At 61.3% G+C, this 17,326-nt stretch carries 12 protein-coding genes; 4 read left to right on the top strand and 8 right to left on the bottom strand.

Annotation, left to right across the window (positions count from 1 at the left end):
* Positions 1-10 precede the first annotated feature (10 nt).
* The 7 genes from VM99_20150 to VM99_20120 all read right to left on the bottom strand — a co-directional run bounded on the left by VM99_20150 (position 11) and on the right by VM99_20120 (position 10,737).
* Positions 11-922, bottom strand: a complete 912-nt coding sequence (locus VM99_20150; GenBank protein ID AKK00277.1) for a peptide transporter — start codon at positions 920-922, stop codon at positions 11-13.
* 10 nt (positions 923-932) lie between these two features.
* Positions 933-1,943: a peptide ABC transporter permease gene (locus VM99_20145; protein AKK00276.1), complete on the bottom strand. Its 1,011-nt coding sequence runs from the start codon at positions 1,941-1,943 to the stop codon at positions 933-935.
* A 73-nt stretch (positions 1,944-2,016) separates the two neighbouring features.
* Positions 2,017-3,612, bottom strand: coding sequence for a peptide ABC transporter substrate-binding protein (locus VM99_20140; GenBank protein AKK00275.1), 1,596 nt, complete (start codon positions 3,610-3,612; stop codon positions 2,017-2,019).
* A 73-nt stretch (positions 3,613-3,685) separates the two neighbouring features.
* Positions 3,686-5,101, bottom strand: coding sequence for a porin (locus tag VM99_20135; protein AKK00274.1), 1,416 nt, complete (start codon positions 5,099-5,101; stop codon positions 3,686-3,688).
* Between the two features lie 172 nt (positions 5,102-5,273).
* Positions 5,274-6,860 carry a peptide ABC transporter substrate-binding protein gene (locus VM99_20130; protein AKK00273.1) on the bottom strand — a complete coding sequence of 529 codons (1,587 nt, stop codon included), beginning with the start codon at positions 6,858-6,860 and terminating at the stop codon, positions 5,274-5,276.
* A 394-nt stretch (positions 6,861-7,254) separates the two neighbouring features.
* Complete coding sequence (locus VM99_20125) at positions 7,255-8,880, bottom strand: peptide ABC transporter substrate-binding protein (protein AKK00272.1); 1,626 nt, start codon at positions 8,878-8,880, stop codon at positions 7,255-7,257.
* 255 nt (positions 8,881-9,135) lie between these two features.
* The gene (locus tag VM99_20120) at positions 9,136-10,737 is read right to left on the bottom strand and encodes a peptide ABC transporter substrate-binding protein (GenBank protein ID AKK00271.1); all 1,602 of its coding nucleotides are present in this window, start codon (positions 10,735-10,737) and stop codon (positions 9,136-9,138) included.
* Between the two features lie 1,095 nt (positions 10,738-11,832).
* Between VM99_20120 and VM99_20115 the strand changes: the two genes are divergently transcribed.
* Positions 11,833-12,222, top strand: coding sequence for a hypothetical protein (locus tag VM99_20115; GenBank protein ID AKK00270.1), 390 nt, complete (start codon positions 11,833-11,835; stop codon positions 12,220-12,222).
* Positions 12,223-12,430: 208 nt separating this feature from the next.
* On the opposite strand, the gene VM99_20110 is transcribed toward VM99_20115, so the two are convergent.
* Positions 12,431-13,147: a periplasmic/secreted protein gene (locus VM99_20110; protein AKK00269.1), complete on the bottom strand. Its 717-nt coding sequence runs from the start codon at positions 13,145-13,147 to the stop codon at positions 12,431-12,433.
* Between the two features lie 349 nt (positions 13,148-13,496).
* On the opposite strand from VM99_20110, the gene VM99_20105 reads away from it, so the two are divergent.
* The 3 genes from VM99_20105 to VM99_20095 all read left to right on the top strand — a co-directional run bounded on the left by VM99_20105 (position 13,497) and on the right by VM99_20095 (position 17,139).
* Positions 13,497-14,756 (top strand): histidine kinase, encoded by a 1,260-nt coding sequence (locus tag VM99_20105; protein ID AKK00268.1) that lies wholly within the window; start codon positions 13,497-13,499, stop codon positions 14,754-14,756.
* The gene (locus VM99_20100; protein ID AKK00267.1) at positions 14,753-15,313 is read left to right on the top strand and encodes a chemotaxis protein CheY; all 561 of its coding nucleotides are present in this window, start codon (positions 14,753-14,755) and stop codon (positions 15,311-15,313) included. Before VM99_20105 ends, VM99_20100 begins: the two co-directional genes overlap by 4 nt.
* 98 nt (positions 15,314-15,411) lie before the next feature.
* Positions 15,412-17,139 (top strand): ABC transporter ATP-binding protein, encoded by a 1,728-nt coding sequence (locus tag VM99_20095; protein ID AKK00266.1) that lies wholly within the window; start codon positions 15,412-15,414, stop codon positions 17,137-17,139.
* Positions 17,140-17,326: the final 187 nt, after the last annotated feature.

Raw genomic sequence — 17,326 nt, 5'->3', positions numbered from 1 at the left:
GGGAATCTCCTCAGGCGGCATTCTTGAGTTTCGGGTCCAGCGCATCGCGCAGCCCGTCGCCCATCAGGTTGATTGCCAGCACGCTGAGCAAAATGGTCAGGCCAGGCAGGCTCACCACCCACCAGGCGCGTTCGATGTAGTCGCGGGCCGAGGCCAGCATGGTGCCCCACTCCGGAGTCGGCGGCTGGACGCCGAGACCGAGGAAGCCCAGGGCGGCGGCGTCGAGGATCGCCGAGGAAAAGCTCAAGGTCGCCTGCACGATCAGCGGCGCCATGCAGTTGGGCAGCACGGTGATGAACATCAGGCGCGGCAGGCCGGCACCGGCCAGGCGGGCAGCGGTCACGTAGTCGCGGTTCAGTTCACCCATCACCGCTGCGCGGGTCAGGCGCACATAGGACGGCAGCGACACGATGGCGATAGCGATCACGGTGTTGATCAGGCCTGGGCCGAGGATGGCGACGATCGCCACGGCCAGCAGCAGCGAAGGCAGGGCCAGCATGATGTCCATCAGGCGCATGATGGTCGGGCCGAGGATGCGCGGGAAGAACCCGGCGAACAGGCCCAGCAGGATGCCCGGGATCAGCGACATCACCACCGACGACAAGCCGATCAGCAGCGACAGGCGCGAGCCCTGGATCAGGCGCGAGAGCAGGTCGCGGCCCAGTTCGTCGGTGCCGAGCAGGAACTGCATCTGGCCGCCTTCGAGCCAGGCCGGCGGCGTCAGCAGGAAGTCGCGGTACTGCTCGCTCGGGTCATGGGGTGCGACCCAGGGCGCGAAGATCGCACAGAACACGATCAGGATCATGAACAGCAGCCCGGCCACGGCGCCCTTGTTACGGGAAAACGCCTGCCAGAATTCTTTGTACGGGGACGGGTACAGCAGGCTTTGATCGACTGCTACCGAAGGAGTTGGAGTACTCATGGATTTGATCTCAGCGCTGGTGACGGATGCGTGGGTTGGCAAAGCCGTAGAGGATGTCCACGACGAAGTTGACCAGAATCACCAGGCAGGCGATTAACAGGATGCCGTTCTGCACCACGGGATAGTCCCGGGCGCCGATGGCTTCGATCAGCCACTTGCCGATACCCGGCCAGGAGAAGATCGTTTCGGTCAGCACCGCACCGGCCAGCAGGGTGCCGACTTGCAGGCCGACCACGGTCAGCACCGGGATCAGTGCGTTGCGCAGGCCATGCACGAACACCACCCGCGACGGCGACAGGCCTTTGGCCTTGGCGGTGCGGATGTAGTCCTCGCGCAGCACTTCGAGCATCGAGGAGCGGGTCATGCGGGCGATCACCGCCAGCGGGATGGTGCCCAGCACGATGGCCGGCAGGATCAGGTGGTGCAGGGCATCGAGGAAGGCGCCCGGCTCATCGGCGAGCAGGGTGTCGATCAGCATGAAGCCGGTTTTGGGCTCGATGTCGTAGAGCAAGTCGATCCGGCCCGACACCGGGGTCCAGCCCAGGCTCACCGAGAAGAACATGATCAGGATCAGGCCCCACCAGAAGATCGGCATCGAATAACCCGCCAGGGAGATGCCCATCACCCCGTGGTCGAACAGGGACCCTCGCTTGAGTGCCGCGATCACCCCGGCCAGCAGGCCCAGGATACCGGCGAACAACAGGGCGGCCATGGACAGTTCCAGGGTCGCGGGAAACAGGGAGCTGAACTCGGTCCATACGCTTTCACGGGTGCGCAGCGATTCGCCGAGGTCGCCGTGGGCCAATTTGCCGATGTAGTCCAGGTACTGGGCATACAGCGGCTTGTTGAGGCCAAGGCGTTCCATTGCCTGAGCATGCATTTCGGGATCGACCCGACGTTCGCCCATCATCACTTCCACGGGGTCGCCGGGGATCATGCGAATCAACGCGAAGGTCAGCAGGGTGATGCCGAAGAACGTGGGGATCAGTAATCCCAGTCGGCGGGCAATAAAACTAAACATCTTAAGGTGTACCTCATCAGCCGGTTAGGCGTGCCCGGCGCCGCTTGGTAAGCGATGCCGGGCGTTTTCTTATCTACTTCACCTGGGTAGTGGCGAAGTTGTTGGTGGTGAGCGGGCTAATCACATAGCCCTCTACGTTGTTGCGCATTGCCGTGAACATCCGGGTGTGGGCCATGCTGATCCATGGCTGGTCCTGGTTGAAAATCACCTGGGCCTGTTCATAGAGCTTGATGCGCTCCTCAGGGTTCACCGAGGCGCGGGCCTGATCGATCAGTGCCTGGAATTTCTCGTTGCACCAGCGTGCATAGTTTTCGCCGTTCTTGGCCGCCTCGCAACTGAGCATAGGCGTCAGGAAGTTATCCGGGTCGCCGTTGTCGCCCGCCCATCCGGCGGAAACCATGTCGTGCTCGCCGTTTTTCGCGCGCTTGAGCATTTCGCCCCATTCCATCACGCGAATGTCGACCTTGATCCCGACCTTCGCCAGGTCCGCCTGCATCATCTGCGCACCGAGCATCGGGTTGGGGTTGGTCGGGCCGCCGCCGTTGCGGGTAAACAGAGTGAACACGGTGCCTTCCGGCACGCCGGCTTCCTTGAGCAACTGGCGGGCCTTGTCCAGGTCACGAGGCGGGTTCTTCAACTCATGGTTGAAGCCTAGCAGGGTCGGTGGGTACGGGTTGACCGCCACGGTGGCGTTGCCCTTGCCGAACAGCGCATTGACGTAGGCTTCCTTGTCGAAGGCCAGGTCGATGGCCTGGCGCACCCGCACGTCGCTCATGTACTTGTGGCTGGTGTTCATGGCCACGTAGGACACGGTCATCGCGTCCAGCTCGGTGACCTTCAGGTTCGGGTCTTTCTTGATGTTCGGGATGTCATCGGGCTTGGGGTACAGCGCGACCTGGCACTCGTTGGTCTTGAGCTTCTGCATGCGCACGTTATTGTCGGTGGCGATGGCCAATACCAGCGCGTCCGCCGGCGGCTTGCCGAGGAAGTAGTCCGGGTTGGCCTTGAAGCGAACCTGAGCGTCCTTGTTGTAGCGCTGGAAGACGAACGGGCCGGTGCCGATTGGCTTGCTGTTGAGGTCGCCGGTCTTGCCGGCCTTGAGCAATTGGTCGGCGTATTCGGCCGGGTAGATCGAAGAGAAGGCCATGGCGATGTCGGCCAGGAACGGTGCTTCGCGGCGGGTCAGGGTGAACTTGACCGTGTGCTCGTCGACCTTCTCGACATTCTTCAGCAGTTCCCTGAAGCCCATGCTTTCAAAGTAGGGGAAGCCCACGCTCGACAGTTTGTGCCACGGGTGATTGGGGTCCAGTTGGCGCTGGAAGCTCCAGACCACGTCGTCGGCGTTCATGTCGCGGGTCGGCTTGAAGTAGTCCGTGGTGTGGAACTTGACGCCTTTGCGCAGGTGGAAGGTGTACGTCAGGCCGTCGTCACTGATTTCCCAGGTATCTGCCAGCGAGGGAATCACTTCGGTAGTGCCGGGCTTGAAGCCCACCAGACGATTGAAGATGGTTTCGGACACCGCGTCGCCTGTGACTGCAGTCGTGTACTGGACCATGTCGAAGCCTTCCGGGCTGGCTTCTGTGCAAACCACCAGGGGCTTGGCCGTGGCGCCGACGGCGACGCTCAGCAGCGCGGCGGCGATGGCTGCACGTAGGGGAATCATGTTCATCGTCAATCCTCTGCAATCGGTTAATGGCAAAAGCCGGACGGCCGACCTCGTGAGTCGACCGTCCGGTGGAGCGTTAGAGAATGTTGAACGGGATGGTGGTCACCAGGCGGAACTCGTTGAGGCTGCCGTCGGCCTGGTTTTCGCTGGCCCGGTGTGCAGTGTAGGTCGCCCGGATCGCGGTGGCCTTGAGCGGGCCACTCTGTACGGCGTAGGAAGCACCGACGCCGTATTCGTAGTGGTGCTCGCCGTCCATCGCTTTCACATCGCTGTAGCCGGTGCTGTTGTAGTGGGTGCCGTCGATGCCCCAGCCGCGGGCCTGGTAGATGTTGAACTTCAGGCCTGGCACGCCGTATTCAGCCATGTTCAGGCCATAGGCGATCTGGAAGGACTTCTCGTTCGGGCCGTTGAAGTCCGACAGCAGGGAGTTGGCCAGGTAGATGCCGTTGGTTTCATGCAGGTAGTCGAAGTACTCGTTGCCGTTCACTTCCTGGTACGAGAACGTCAGGCTGTGGGCCTGGTGGGTCAGGCCGAACGACAGGGAGTAGGTGTCGTTGTCGATATCGCCCAGTTTGCTTTTGCCCGAGTCCACGGTCTTGTAGTAGTTCAGGCCGGTGGTCAGGCTCAGCACCGAGCTGTCGCCCAGTTCATGGGTGGCGCCGAAGTAGTACTGGTTCCACATGTCTTCGGCCTGGGTCGCCCAGAGGCTGGTCTTCAGGCTGGCCAGAGGCTGGTAGGTGATACCGGCGGTGTTGACGTGATCGGTTTCAACGCTGCTGTCGCCGTATTCGGAGCGGAACTTGCGCAGGCTCTCTTCGGTACGTGGCGAGTTGCGGTCGAAGGTGGCGATGTCGAAGCCGAGGTTCTCGAACTCCTCGCTGTGCAGGCTCACGCCCTGGAAGCTGGAGGGCAGGGCACGGTTGCCGATCACGTCGACCATCGGGCTGCTGAAGTTCTGGCGGCCGGCGGTCAGGGTGGTGTTCGACACGCGGGCCTTGACGTTGGCCAGGCCCAGTTTGCTCCACTGGCCGACGGCGTCGCCGCCTTCGCGGGTCAGGGTACGGTTGTTGCCGGCGCCCGGACGGGTGGTCGGTGCGCCGCCATTGTTGGAGGCCAGGTCCTTGCGATCCTGGTCCAGGGCGATGGCGTTGTAGGCGGCCAGTTCGGTGCTGAAGCCGACGGTGCCTTCGGTGAAGCCCGAGTTGTACTTGATGATGGTGCCTTGCAACCAGTTGATACGGCGGTCGGTTTCACGGGCTTCGCCGTTCTTGCGATAGGTGAGTTTCGCCCCCCGCTTGAATTGCTCGTTGGCGTACCAGTTACGGGTCGACCCGGTCACTGATTGCCCATCGATGAACCCCTTGGCTTCGCTTTGTTCACTGCTGGTCTTGAGGGTCACCGGGGTGACCGCCTGGCTTTGCGACTCGGCATACGCCGTCGCGGTCACGCTGCTGATGGCCAGGGCCAGTAACGCGGTGCTGCTCAATTTCATGGGTGAAGCTCCTTTTTTCTTTCTTTATTTATGCCGGTCTTTTTGGGTGATACGGCTTGGGTTTACAGCTCATTCATGCCTGGCAAACGTTTGCATGACGCCAAATCGACGAATTCAGGCAAGACGCCTGCGCAAGAGCCCCCGTGGGGGCCCTCGTGGCATGGCTAATCGGTTATGGGTTCAGGCTGACGCCCGAGAACACGTTGCGACCGAAGGGGCTGACCTTGAACCCTTCGACTTTGGCACTCAGCGGCTGGTTGACCGTCGAGTGGGCAACAGGGGTGATCGGCACTTGCTGCTTGAGCAACTGCTGGGCCTGTTTGTAGAGCACGGTGCGCTGCTCACGGTCGGTGACGACCTTGGCCTGCTTGATCAGTTTGTCGTAATCCTGGTCACACCACATGGAGTAGTTGTTGCCGCCAATGGCGTCGCAGCTGTACAGCGTGCCCAGCCAGTTGTCGGGGTCACCGTTGTCGCCGGTCCAGCCGATCAGGCTGACGTCGTGCTCGCCGTTCTTGGTGCGCTTGATGTACTCGCCCCATTCGTAGCTGACGATCTTCACCTTCAGGCCGATCTTCGCCCAGTCGGCCTGGAGCATCTCGGCCATCAGTTTGGCGTTGGGGTTGTAGGGGCGTTGCACGGGCATGGCCCAGAGGGTGATCTCGGTGCCTTCCTTGACCCCGGCGGCCTTGAGCAACTCCTTGGCTTTTTCCGGGTCGTAGGCGGCGTCCTTGATGGTGTCGTCGTAGGACCACTGGGTCGGCGGCATGGCGTTGACCGCCAGTTGCCCCGCACCCTGGTACACGGCATTGAGGATGCCTTGCTTGTTCACCGCCATGTCCAGCGCACGCCGCACCTCGACCTGGTCGAACGGTTTGTGGCGGGTGTTGTAGGCGATGTAGCCGAGGTTGAAGCCGGGCTTCTCGATCAGTTGCAGCTTGGGGTCGTTCTTCAGCGCCGGTACATCGGCCGGGCGTGGATGCAGGGTGACCTGGCACTCGTTGGCCTTGAGCTTCTGCACCCGCACCGAAGGGTCGGTGTTGATGGAGAAGATCAGGTTCTTCAACTTGACCCGCTCCGGCGCCCAGTATTGTGTGTTGGCGACGTAGCGGATGTTGGAATCTTTCTGGTAACTCTTGAACTCGAACGGCCCGGTGCCGATCGGCTTCTGGTTGATGTCGCTCGGCTTGCCGCTCTTGAGCAACTGGTCGGCGTACTCGGCCGACAGGATTGCGGCAAAACTCATGGCGATGTTCTGGATGAACGCGGCGTCGACGCTGTTGAGCGTCATGACCACGGTCAACGGCCCGGTTTTCTCGACCTTGGCGATGTTCTTGTTCAGGCTCATCCCGTTGAAGTACGGGAACTCGGTGGGGTAGGCCTTGCGGAACGGGTGCTGGGGGTCGAGCATGCGGTTGAAGGTGAACAACACGTCGTCGGCGTTGAAGTCCCGGGTCGGGGTGAAGTAGTCGGTGGTATGGAACTTCACGCCTTCGCGCAGGTGGAAGGTGTACGTCAGGCCGTCTTCGGAAATATCCCATCGGGTCGCAAGGCCAGGTACGACGTTGGTCGCGCCTTTTTCAAACTCGGCCAGGCGGTTGTACAACGGTTCGGCGGCATCGTTATCGGTGGCGGTGGTGTACTGCGCGGTGTCGAAACCGGCAGGGCTGCCTTCGGAACAGAACACCAGGCTGCCTTCGGCGGCCTGCGCCGCGGATGTCGCGGCCAGCAATGCGGATAAAACCAAGGTATGGCGCATGACGCTCCCTCTCTCGTTCGGGGTGTTTATCAGTGGACCGGTGTCCTTCCAGGGACGTAGCCGGAGCACTGAGCTCATTCCATTGCGATGCAATGCCGCAGGATCCGCAAGCCGACCAGCCCCGACGGTAGGAGTCGTGGACGTGCTGGTAAATGCGTAATGCCTGAAAGACTTGTGGGAAAAGGCGACACGTCCTAAACCATCTGCTGTGGTACGCAGTGCTTTTGGATGTAGGCGATTTCCCGGGTCTCGGCATAAAGCGGTGTGGCGTGGGCGCTGGCTCCGCTCGCAATGACGTCGCGGGTGCACCGCCATTGCGCTTTTAAAAAGGGGCCGTTACGCCCGAAGCGTCGGGCCGGCCCAGCGGGAGCAAGCTCCCTCGCCACAGATCGCTTTATTTGCTGACGCTGACGCCGTAGAAGGAATTCAAGCCAAAGGGGCTGATCTTGAAGTCCTGCACGTTGGCGCGCATGGGTTGATACACCGTCGAGTGGGCGATAGGTGTCATCGGCACGGCATCCTTGAGGACGTGTTGTGCCTGTTTGTACAGTTCGGTGCGCTTGGCCTGGTCGGTGGTGCGCTTGGCTTCCTTGACCAGACCGTCGAATTTCTTGTCGCACCATTTGGAGAAGTTGTTGCCGGCCAGCGAGTCGCAGCCGAACAGCACGTTGAGCCAGTTGTCCGGGTCACCGTTGTCACCGCTCCAGCCGATGATCATCGCCTGGTTCTCGCCGCCCTTGGAACGCTTGATGTACTCGCCCCATTCGTAGCTGACGATGTTGACGTTCAGGCCGATCTTCTTCCAGTCGGACTGCAGCATCTCGGCCATCAGCTTGGCGTTCGGGTTGTACGGACGCTGGACCGGCATCGCCCACAGGGTGATGTTGGTGCCTTCCTTGACGCCGGCTTCCTTGAGCAGCGCCTTGGCTTTCTCAGGGTCGTACTTGGCGTCCTTGATGGTGGTGTCGTAGGACCACTGGGTCGGTGGCATGGCGTTGACCGCCAGCTGGCCGGCGCCCTGGTAGACCGAGTCGATGATCTGTGGCTTGTTGACCGCCATGTCCAGTGCCTGGCGGACCTTCAGGTCAGCGAGCACGTTCGGCTCGTTGCTGCCCTTGATCTTGTCCATCACGTTGTAGGCGATGTAGCCGAGGTTGAAGCCGGCCTGGTCGGGCATCTTCAGGGCCTTGTCGTCTTTCAGGGCCTTGAGGTCGGCTGGGCGTGGGAAGAGGGTGACCTGGCACTCGTTCTTCTTCAGCTTCTGGATACGCACCGATGGGTCGGTGGTGATGGCGAAGATCAGGTTGTCGATCTTCACATCTTCAGGCTTCCAGTAGTCCTTGTTGCCGGTGTAGCGGATGTTGGAGTCTTTCTGGTAGCTCTTGAACACGAACGGACCAGTGCCGACAGGCTTCTGGTTGATGTCGCTGGCCTTGCCTTCCTTGAGCAGCTGCGCGGCGTACTCGGCGGACTGGATCGAGGCGAAGCTCATGGCCATGTTCTGGATGAACGCGGCGTCCACATCCTTGAGGGTGAACTTGACGGTGTGGTCGTCGACTTTATCGATCTGGGTGATGTTGGTGTCCATCCCCATGTCGGTGAAGTACGGGAATTCGGTCGGGTACGCCTTACGGAACGGGTCGTCCTTGTTGATCATCCGGTTGAAGGTGAACAACACGTCGTCGGCGTTGAATTCGCGGGTCGGCTTGAAGTACGGGGTGGTATGGAACTTGACGCCTTCACGCAGGTGGAAGGTGTAGGTCAGGCCGTCTTCGGAAATATCCCACTTGGTCGCCAGGCCAGGAATCACGGCGGTGCCGCCGCGCTCGAACTGGGTCAGGCGGTTGAACATGGTTTCAGCAGAGGCGTCGAAGTCGGTTCCGGTGGTGTACTGACCAGGGTCAAAACCGGCTGGGCTCCCTTCGGAGCAGAACACCAGGTTAGTCGCGGCTTGGGCGAAGGGTGCGCTGGCTAATAGGCTTGCGCCGACTAAAAACGGAATGACCGCGTGTTTAAGCATGTTGGCCTCATGATTTGTTGTCATTTTTGGATTAGAGGGCGACCTCGTGAGTCGTCCTGCGGATACTTATGCAGGCCCCATACCCAATGCAAGATCCAGAGCGGTCGCAAGTCTGAAACAGTGGCACGAACGTACCTTAATGTCGCATTCGTGTAACTTCTGACGCAGTTGACCGTTTGCGGGCGTTTTTTTGGCGTCAAACGCGCCCCTCGCCGGTGCGTCGCGACGCCGTTTCGCACCGGTTTGGGGCGGGTATCACTTCGTCAAACCCACGCCGTAGAAGGGTGTAAGCCCAAATGGACTGAGTTTGAAATCCACCACTTTCCTGTTTATTGGCTGGAAGACCGTGGAGTTGGCGATGGGTGTGATCGGCACCTGTTGCTTGAGGATCTTCTGCGCCTGGCGGTACAGGTCGATGCGTTGCTGGCGGTCGGTGGAGACCTTGGCCTGCTGGATCAACCGGTCATAAGCGGGGTCGCACCACTTGGCGTAGTTGCTGCCCTTGACCGCCGCGCAGCTGTAGAGCACGCCCAGCCAGTTGTCCGGGTCGCCGTTGTCGCCGGTCCAGCCGTAGATCATTGCGTCATGTTCGCCATTTTTTGCACGCTTGATGTACTCGCCCCATTCGTAGCTGACGATGTTCGCCTTGATCCCGATCTTGGCCCAATCCTGCTGGATCATCTGTGCCGACATCCGTGCATTGGGGTTGGACGCGCGCTGCACCGTCATCGCCCACAAATTGATGGTAGTACCCGGCGCAACCCCGGCTTCCTTAAGGAGCGCCCGGGCTTTAGTCACGTCGTGGGGCGCATCCTGGATGCTCGGGTCGAACGACCATTGCGCCGGCGGCAGGGCGTTCTGCGCCAGTTGGCCGGCGCTCTGGTACACGGCCTTGATGATCGCCGGCTTGTCGATGGCCATGTCCAGGGCCTGGCGAACCTTGAGCTGGTCCAGGGGCGGGTGGGTCACGTTGTAGGCCAGGAAACCGAGGTTGAAACCCGGTTGCTTGAGCACCTGCAGGTTCGGGTCCTGCTCCATCACCTCGATGTCGGCCGGGCGTGGATAGCCGCTGACCTGGCACTCGTTCTTCTTGAGCTTCTGCAGGCGCACGGCGGCGTCGGGGGTGATCGAGAAGATCAGGTTGTCGAGCTTCACGTCCTCGGGCTTCCAGTACGCTGTATTGGCGGCGTAGCGGATCTGCGAATCCTTCTGGTAGCGCTTGAACACGAACGGGCCGGTGCCGACGGGCTTCTGGTTGAGGTCGCCGGCCTTGCCTTCCTTGAGCAACTGCGCGGCGTATTCGGCGGACTGCACGGAGGCGAAGCTCATCGCCAGGTTCTGTACGAAGGCGGCATCGACGTTGTTCAGGTTGAAGCGCACGGTGTGTTCGTCGACTTTCTCGACGCTTTTGATCGTGGTGTTCAGGCCCATGTCGGTGAAGTACGGCGACTCGGTGGGGTAGGCCTGGCGGAACGGGTGCTGGGGGTCGAGCAGGCGTTGGAAGGTGAACAGCACGTCGTCGGCGTTGAAGTCGCGGGTGGGGGTGAAATAGTCGGTGGTGTGGAATTTCACGCCGTTACGCAGGTGAAAGGTGTAGGCCAGGCCGTCGGTGGAGACGTCCCAGCTTGTCGCCAGCCCTGGCTCGACTTCGGTGCCGCCGCGCTTGAATTGGGTGAGGCGGTTGAAGACGGTTTCGGCCGAGGCATCGAAGTCGGTGCCGCTGGTGTATTGGCTGGGATCGAACCCGGCGGGACTGGCTTCGGAGCAGTAGACCAGGGTGGTGGCGGCCTGGGCCATGGGCGCGCCGCTGATCAGGGCGAGGGTGAGTAGAAGTGGTTTGAAGGTAGTCCGGTCCATGAAATCCCTTGGCGGTGATGACGATTTTCCGAAGGGTAGCGGTTGGGGCGGGGTGGGGGAAATAGCCAAAAGTGTGGGGGACTGGTGGGTTTGGGTATAGGCCCGGGATTTGGGCGGTGCTCCGCTTCTATTGTGGGAGCGAGCTTGCTCGCGATGGCGGCCTGGCAGTCGGCCGGGATTTTTGTGTACATATCCATTGCTGTGGTAACGGCGGCTTAGGGTTCCGCCCTGACGGCGGCTTACTTTTGATAGAGCGCAAAAGTAAGCAAAACGCTCTTGCCCCACCACTGGGCACCTCGCTTACGCTCGGTGTTCCCTCACTCCGGCATTGCTCCGTGGGCCCGCCGCGAAGGGTCATCCATGACCCAGCGCGGCTAACCCGGCATCCATGCCGGGTTGCCCACTACGCAATGCCTGCGTTCGGCCCTTGTGGTTAATGGGGCGTCCAGATCAAAAGCCAAAGCAAAAGCGAGGCGGCCTGACTTTTCCGGTTGTACCTGAATCCTGTGGGAGCGGGCTTGCTCGCGAAGACGGCCTGACAGCCGACCAATCCTCTGCGGTTGTAACCCGATCCATTGTGGGTGCGCCTGCTCGCGATGGCGGTCTGAGTTTAAAAGGGGGCTCGACGATTGAGTGCATGGGGATTTCTTTAGCGGGTCGGATCCTCAAGGACTTCTCTGCGAAGTGTCCGGTTCGGGGCTGCTTCGCAGCCCAGCGGGAGCAAGCTCCCTCGCCACGTGTGGATGAGTAGAGATCACTCTGTAATGTCGGACGGATCGCCTGCCCCGAAACGAAACGTCTCACGAGTTTTTCAGGTTGTCCGTCGGAAGTGGGGTCTCTAGTCTTTTCTATGCCGCTGGGAAACAGCGGCCGGGCGTGAGAAACCCGACTAATAGGCATACAGCGTTCAGACCTGCATATAATTGCCGCCAGCTTATCCGCTGCCGGTAGATGCGTTATGGCGGCTGTGTGCGGGCAGACCTCGGTCTGGCCGAGTACCTATTCTCGGATTTCTCACCCTGCACATAGCTGCCACCACTTTGCCGAGTGAGAAACGGCGAGTGATGGCCCTCATCACTAAATAGGTACGAGCACATGGATAAGTCAGTTCCCGACCCACCCCTCAATAAAACCACACCCCTTTGCGGCTTCGACGCCCTCGAAGACCTCCTCAAAGACCGCGCCGCCGCCGAGCGTGCACTGAACCATTACCTCAATCCAGAACCCTCAGGGGACGCCCCCTCCGACTCGCGCATCGACAGCCTGTTCTCGGTCACCGCCAAGGCCGACACCGATACGCTGCTGGCCAGCACCAGCGAAACGTTGGCCTCGGTCAAGGCCATGGCCGAGGACCTGGCCTTCGAAGTGGACGGCACGCGGCGCAGTGTGGCGTTGGGGATTCAGCAGTTGGTGGAGTTGTGCCAGTTGCTGGTGGACAAGGCGCTGGACCAGCTTGAGGCGCCGGCCCGGCCGGTCGAGGCGTAGCAAGGAAGTGTCACCTGATAAAGTGCGGGCACTATCCTGTGGCGAGGGGATTTATCCCCGCTGGGCTGCGCAGCAGCCCCCAACCTGATACCTCGGTGTGTCAGATTAATTGAGGTCGCTGCCTTTGGGTCTGCTACACAGCCCAGCGGGGATAAATCCCCTCGCCACAAAGTGTGTCACTGGGCTGGATATCTCTGTCAGTCCTGCATCACTGCATCAAAACCTCAATCGCCCCATCCGCCGTCATGCTCACCTGGCTGGTGCCCGCTTCCACCTCAGGCGTCACGGATTCCGCGTCCATGGAGGCGCCTTTCATCATCATCGGCGCGCGCAGGTAGGGTTGTGGATAACCGTTGCTGTTGAGGTTCAGGCTGACGATTTTGTAGCCCTTGCCGCCCAGGGCCTCGGTGGCCAGTTGGGCGCGGGCCTTGAAGGCGTTGACGGCGTCCTTGAGCAGGGCGTCTTCGCTGCTTTGGCGGGTGGCGGTGGAGATGGCGAAGTCCATGCCGCCCATCTTCATGTCGGTGAGCAACTCGCCGGTGAGTTTGGACAGGGCGGCGAAGTCGGCGCTTTCCAGGCGCAGTTCGGCGCGCTCACGCCAGCCGGTGATCTTCCCGCCCTTGTTGTCGTAGATCGGGTAGCTGTTGCGGCTGCCCTGGCGCAGGGTGATGTCCTTGACCTGCTTGGCCTGGCCGATGGCTTTGTTCAGCGTGGTGCTGACGGCGGCGGCGAGCTTGGCCGGGTCGGTGTTCTGTTCCTCGGTGTAGAGGGTGACGATCATCAGGTCGCGGGCCACTTCCTGGCTGGCTTCGGCGCGCAGCGAGATCTGGTTGTAGTGCAGCTCATCGGCGGCCAGGGCCGGCAGGCTGGCGACCGTGCCGAGGCTGAGGGCGAGCAGGGCGACGTGGCGACTGAACGTGTGCATGAAAGCTCCTTGGGATGATGCGCAGGGATGAGGTCCGGGCCTGCGTGAACGATAAGACTCTAGCTGCTGCGATCCGGTTCGCACAGTTACAACTTCTATACAGATGCATGAGGCCAATGAAGCACTCTTGTGGCGAGGGGATTTATCCCCGTTGGGTTGCGCAGCAACCCCAAGACCAGCAACTCGGTCCATCTGACATAGCGCAGGGGCCTGTTTTAGGTCTGCTTCGCAGCCCAGCGGGGATGCGTCGCACTCAGAGGCTGTGGCGCTTTGCCGCACACTTGTCTGCGCAACCCGTGCGTTGGTTATACTCCGTGCGATTCGCCTGGAGCACTCATCAGGAGAGCTCATGCTCGCCCCTTTGCAACTGACTTCTGCCTCTCGCCAGAATCTCTGGCGCCTGACGTTCATCCGCATTCTGGTCCTGGCTGCCCAGGCTGGTTCGGTGGGGCTCGCCTACTGGTTCGACCTGCTGCCGTTGCCCTGGCTGCAACTGGCGATCACGCTGGTCTGCTCCTCGGTGCTGTGTGCGCTGACGGCGGTTCGCTTGCGTGCCTCGTGGCCGGTGACCGAGCTGGAATACGCCGTGCAACTGGCCGGCGACCTGTTCATCCACAGCGCGCTGTTGTACTTCTCCGGCGGCTCCACCAACCCTTTCGTGTCTTATTACCTGGTGCCGTTGACCATCGCCGCCGTGACGCTGCCATGGCGATTTTCGCTGATTCTTTCCGGCATCGCCCTGGCGTTGTACACCTTGCTGCTGGTGCGCTTCTATCCCCTGGAAACCTTCCCCATCGCCCGGGAAAACCTGCAGATCTATGGCATGTGGCTGAGCTTTGCCCTGGCCGCGGCGGTCATCACGTTTTTTGCCGCGCGCATGGCCGAGGAGTTGCGGCGCCAGGAAGAGCTGCGGGCCATTCGTCGTGAAGAGGGCCTGCGGGACGAGCAGTTGCTGGCCGTGGCGACCCAGGCCGCCGGTGCCGCCCACGAGTTGGGCACGCCGTTGGCGACCATGAGCGTGCTGCTCAAGGAAATGCAGCAGGATCACCCTGATCCCGCATTGCAGGACGACCTCAGCGTCCTGCAGGACCAGGTCAAGCTCTGCAAGGAAACCCTGCAATACCTGGTGCGGGCCGCCGAGGCCAATCGTCGGTTGGCCATCGACATGCAGGATGTCACCGATTGGCTCGACGAAGCCTTGAACCGCTGGCACCTGATGCGCCCCGAAGCCAGTTATCGCTTCCAACGTCTGGGCCAGGGGCCAGTGCCGCGCATGGCGCCACCGCCGGACCTGACCCAGGCACTGCTGAACCTGTTGAACAACGCCGCCGATGCCTGCCCCGAAGGCATGGAAGTGACGCTGGACTGGAATGCCTTCGATTTGACCATCAGCATTCGAGACCACGGCGCGGGCGTGCCGCTGGCCATCGCCGAGCAGATCGGCAAACCGTTCTACACCACCAAGGGCAAAGGCCTGGGCCTGGGCCTGTTTTTGAGCAAAGCCAGCGTGACACGCGCCGGCGGCTCGGTGAAACTCTACCCCCATGAGAGCGGCGGCACGCTCACCGAGCTGCGCCTGCCCCATGCCGACCGAGGAGACGAAACATGAGTGACGAGATCCAAGTCGACGGCGAAGAGCTGCCGCACCTGTTGCTGGTCGATGACGACGCCACCTTCACCCGCGTCATGGCACGGGCCATGTCCCGCCGCGGCTTTCGCGTGAGCACGGCCGGTTCCGCCGAAGAAGGCCTGGCCCTCGCCCAGGCCGACTTGCCGGACTACGCCGCCCTCGACCTGAAGATGGACGGCGATTCGGGCCTGGTGCTGCTACCCAAGTTGCTGGAGCTGGACCCGGAGATGCGCGTGGTGATCCTCACCGGCTATTCGAGCATCGCCACCGCGGTCGAGGCCATCAAGCGCGGCGCCTGCAATTACCTGTGCAAGCCGGCGGACGCTGACGATGTGTTGGCGGCGCTGCTGTCCGAACATGCCGACCTCGACACCCTGGTACCGGAAAACCCCATGTCGGTCGATCGCCTGCAATGGGAGCACATCCAGCGGGTGCTGACCGAGCACGAAGGCAATATTTCCGCCACCGCCCGCGCCCTGGGCATGCACCGGCGGACCTTGCAGCGCAAATTGCAGAAGCGCCCCGTGCGTCGCTGAACCTGCGCTGAACAGATGGTGTCCACACCCTCGCGGTCAATCGGGCCGTTGCACTATGATCGGCCCGAGTCTGTTCTTTTTTCTATCGAGCCTTAACCATGAATCAGAACGCTGAATATTCCGCGGTCAATGACGCGGTGCGCGGGCAGTTTTTCCGCCGTGTCTGGCAAATGACCACGCCGTACTGGCGCAGTGAGGAGAAGGGCAAGGCCTGGACGTTATTGATTGCCGTCATCGCGCTGTCGCTGTTCAGCGTGGCGATTTCGGTGTGGATCAACAGTTGGTACAAGGATTTCTACAACGCCCTGCAAGAGAAGAACAGTGCGGCGTTCTGGCAATTGATCCTGTACTTCTGCGGCATCGCGGCGGTGGCGATCCTCGGGGCGGTGTACCGCTTGTACCTCACGCAGATGCTCACCATCCGCTGGCGGGCCTGGCTCACCGAGCAGCATTTCGCCCGCTGGCTCAGCCACAAGAATTACTACCGCCTGGAGCAGGGCGGCTATACCGACAACCCCGACCAGCGGATTTCCGAAGACCTCAACAGCTTCACCACCAATACCCTGGGCCTGGGGTTGGGGCTGCTGCGTACCGTGGTCAGCCTGGTGTCGTTCTCGATCATCCTGTGGGGCGTGTCGGGCAGCATCGAAGTGTTCGGCTACACCATCCCCGGCTATATGTTCTGGGCCGCGCTGATCTATGCCGCGGTGGGCAGTTGGCTGACGCACCTGATCGGTCGCCGGCTGATCGGCCTGAACAACAACCAGCAACGCTTCGAAGCCGACCTGCGTTTTTCCATGGTGCGGGTGCGCGAGAACGCCGAGAGCATTGCGTTGTACAACGGCGAGCCGAATGAGAATCGTCGTTTGAGCGGACGTTTCGGGCTGGTCTGGCACAACTTCTGGGACATCATGCGGGTGTCCAAGCGCTTGACCTTCTTCACCTCCGGCTACGGCCAGATCGCGATCATCTTCCCGTTCATCGTCGCGGCACCGCGTTATTTCGCCGGCAAGATCCAGCTGGGCGAGCTCATGCAGATCAACTCGGCCTTCGGCAGCGTGCAGGAGAATTTCAGCTGGTTCATCAGTGCCTACGCCGACCTCGCCGCGTGGCGCGCCACCTGCGATCGTCTGCTGAGTTTCCGCCAGGCCATGAGCGACAACGAGGAACGCGTACCGGCTATCGATGTGCAGAGCCAGGGCAACGTGCTGAAAGTGCACAACCTGGGACTGGACCTGGCTGACGGTCGGCATCTGCTCAGCAACGCCGACATGACGGTGGCGCCGGGTGAGCGGGTGATGCTCAGCGGTCGTTCAGGCAGTGGCAAATCCACCTTGTTCCGCGCGATGGGCCATCTGTGGCCGGCCGGGCATGGCAACATTCTGCTGCCTTCGGCGCGCTACCTGTTCCTGCCGCAAAAGCCTTACCTGCCCATTGGCAGCCTGCGTGAGGTCTTGAGTTATCCACAGGCCGGCGACGTCTACCCCGACGAACGTTATGCACAGGTGCTGGAAACCTGCCGTTTGCCGCACCTGATCGCGCGCCTGGACGAAAGCGATCACTGGCAACGCATGCTGTCCCCGGGCGAGCAGCAACGCCTGGCCTTCGCCCGTGCATTGCTGTACGCACCGCAATGGCTGTACATGGACGAAGCGACGTCGGCGATGGATGAAGAGGACGAGGCAACGCTGTACCAGGCGTTGATCGACCAGTTACCAGGGCTGAGCATCGTCAGCGTCGGGCATCGAAGCAGTTTGAAACGTTTCCATCCGCGACATGTGCGTATTGAAAATGGCCAACTGATGGAGCATGTCGTGACAGCATAAACACTCAAAATCTGTGGGAGCGAGCTTGCTCGCGATAGCGATGGATCAGTTGATATTGATGTGGCTGACCCACCGCCATCGCGAGCAAGCTCGCTCCCACAGGGGTTTTGTGGTGAGCCGGATGCTAATGTACGCAACTGCTCCAATGTGGGAGCGAGCCTGCTCGCAATGGATGGCAACTCGGTTT

The organism is Pseudomonas chlororaphis (genome assembly GCA_001023535.1).
Lineage (GTDB): Bacteria > Pseudomonadota > Gammaproteobacteria > Pseudomonadales > Pseudomonadaceae > Aquipseudomonas > Aquipseudomonas chlororaphis_E.
The sequence above is the reverse complement of the archived record's forward strand: the minus strand, read 5'-3'. Positions and strand labels throughout refer to the sequence as shown.

Excerpts from the sequence above, each read along its gene's own strand:
- VM99_20120 (AKK00271.1), bottom strand. The coding sequence starts at position 10,737 with ATGGACCGGACTACCTTCAAACCACTTCTACTCACCCTCGCCCTGATC.
- VM99_20115 (AKK00270.1), top strand. The coding sequence starts at position 11,833 with ATGGATAAGTCAGTTCCCGACCCACCCCTCAATAAAACCACACCCCTT.
- VM99_20150 (AKK00277.1), bottom strand. The coding sequence starts at position 922 with ATGAGTACTCCAACTCCTTCGGTAGCAGTCGATCAAAGCCTGCTGTAC.
- VM99_20130 (AKK00273.1), bottom strand. The coding sequence starts at position 6,860 with ATGCGCCATACCTTGGTTTTATCCGCATTGCTGGCCGCGACATCCGCG.
- VM99_20100 (AKK00267.1), top strand. The coding sequence starts at position 14,753 with ATGAGTGACGAGATCCAAGTCGACGGCGAAGAGCTGCCGCACCTGTTG.
- VM99_20140 (AKK00275.1), bottom strand. The coding sequence starts at position 3,612 with ATGAACATGATTCCCCTACGTGCAGCCATCGCCGCCGCGCTGCTGAGC.
- VM99_20110 (AKK00269.1), bottom strand. The coding sequence starts at position 13,147 with ATGCACACGTTCAGTCGCCACGTCGCCCTGCTCGCCCTCAGCCTCGGC.
- VM99_20105 (AKK00268.1), top strand. The coding sequence starts at position 13,497 with ATGCTCGCCCCTTTGCAACTGACTTCTGCCTCTCGCCAGAATCTCTGG.
- VM99_20125 (AKK00272.1), bottom strand. The coding sequence starts at position 8,880 with ATGCTTAAACACGCGGTCATTCCGTTTTTAGTCGGCGCAAGCCTATTA.
- VM99_20095 (AKK00266.1), top strand. The coding sequence starts at position 15,412 with ATGAATCAGAACGCTGAATATTCCGCGGTCAATGACGCGGTGCGCGGG.
- VM99_20135 (AKK00274.1), bottom strand. The coding sequence starts at position 5,101 with ATGAAATTGAGCAGCACCGCGTTACTGGCCCTGGCCATCAGCAGCGTG.
- VM99_20145 (AKK00276.1), bottom strand. The coding sequence starts at position 1,943 with ATGTTTAGTTTTATTGCCCGCCGACTGGGATTACTGATCCCCACGTTC.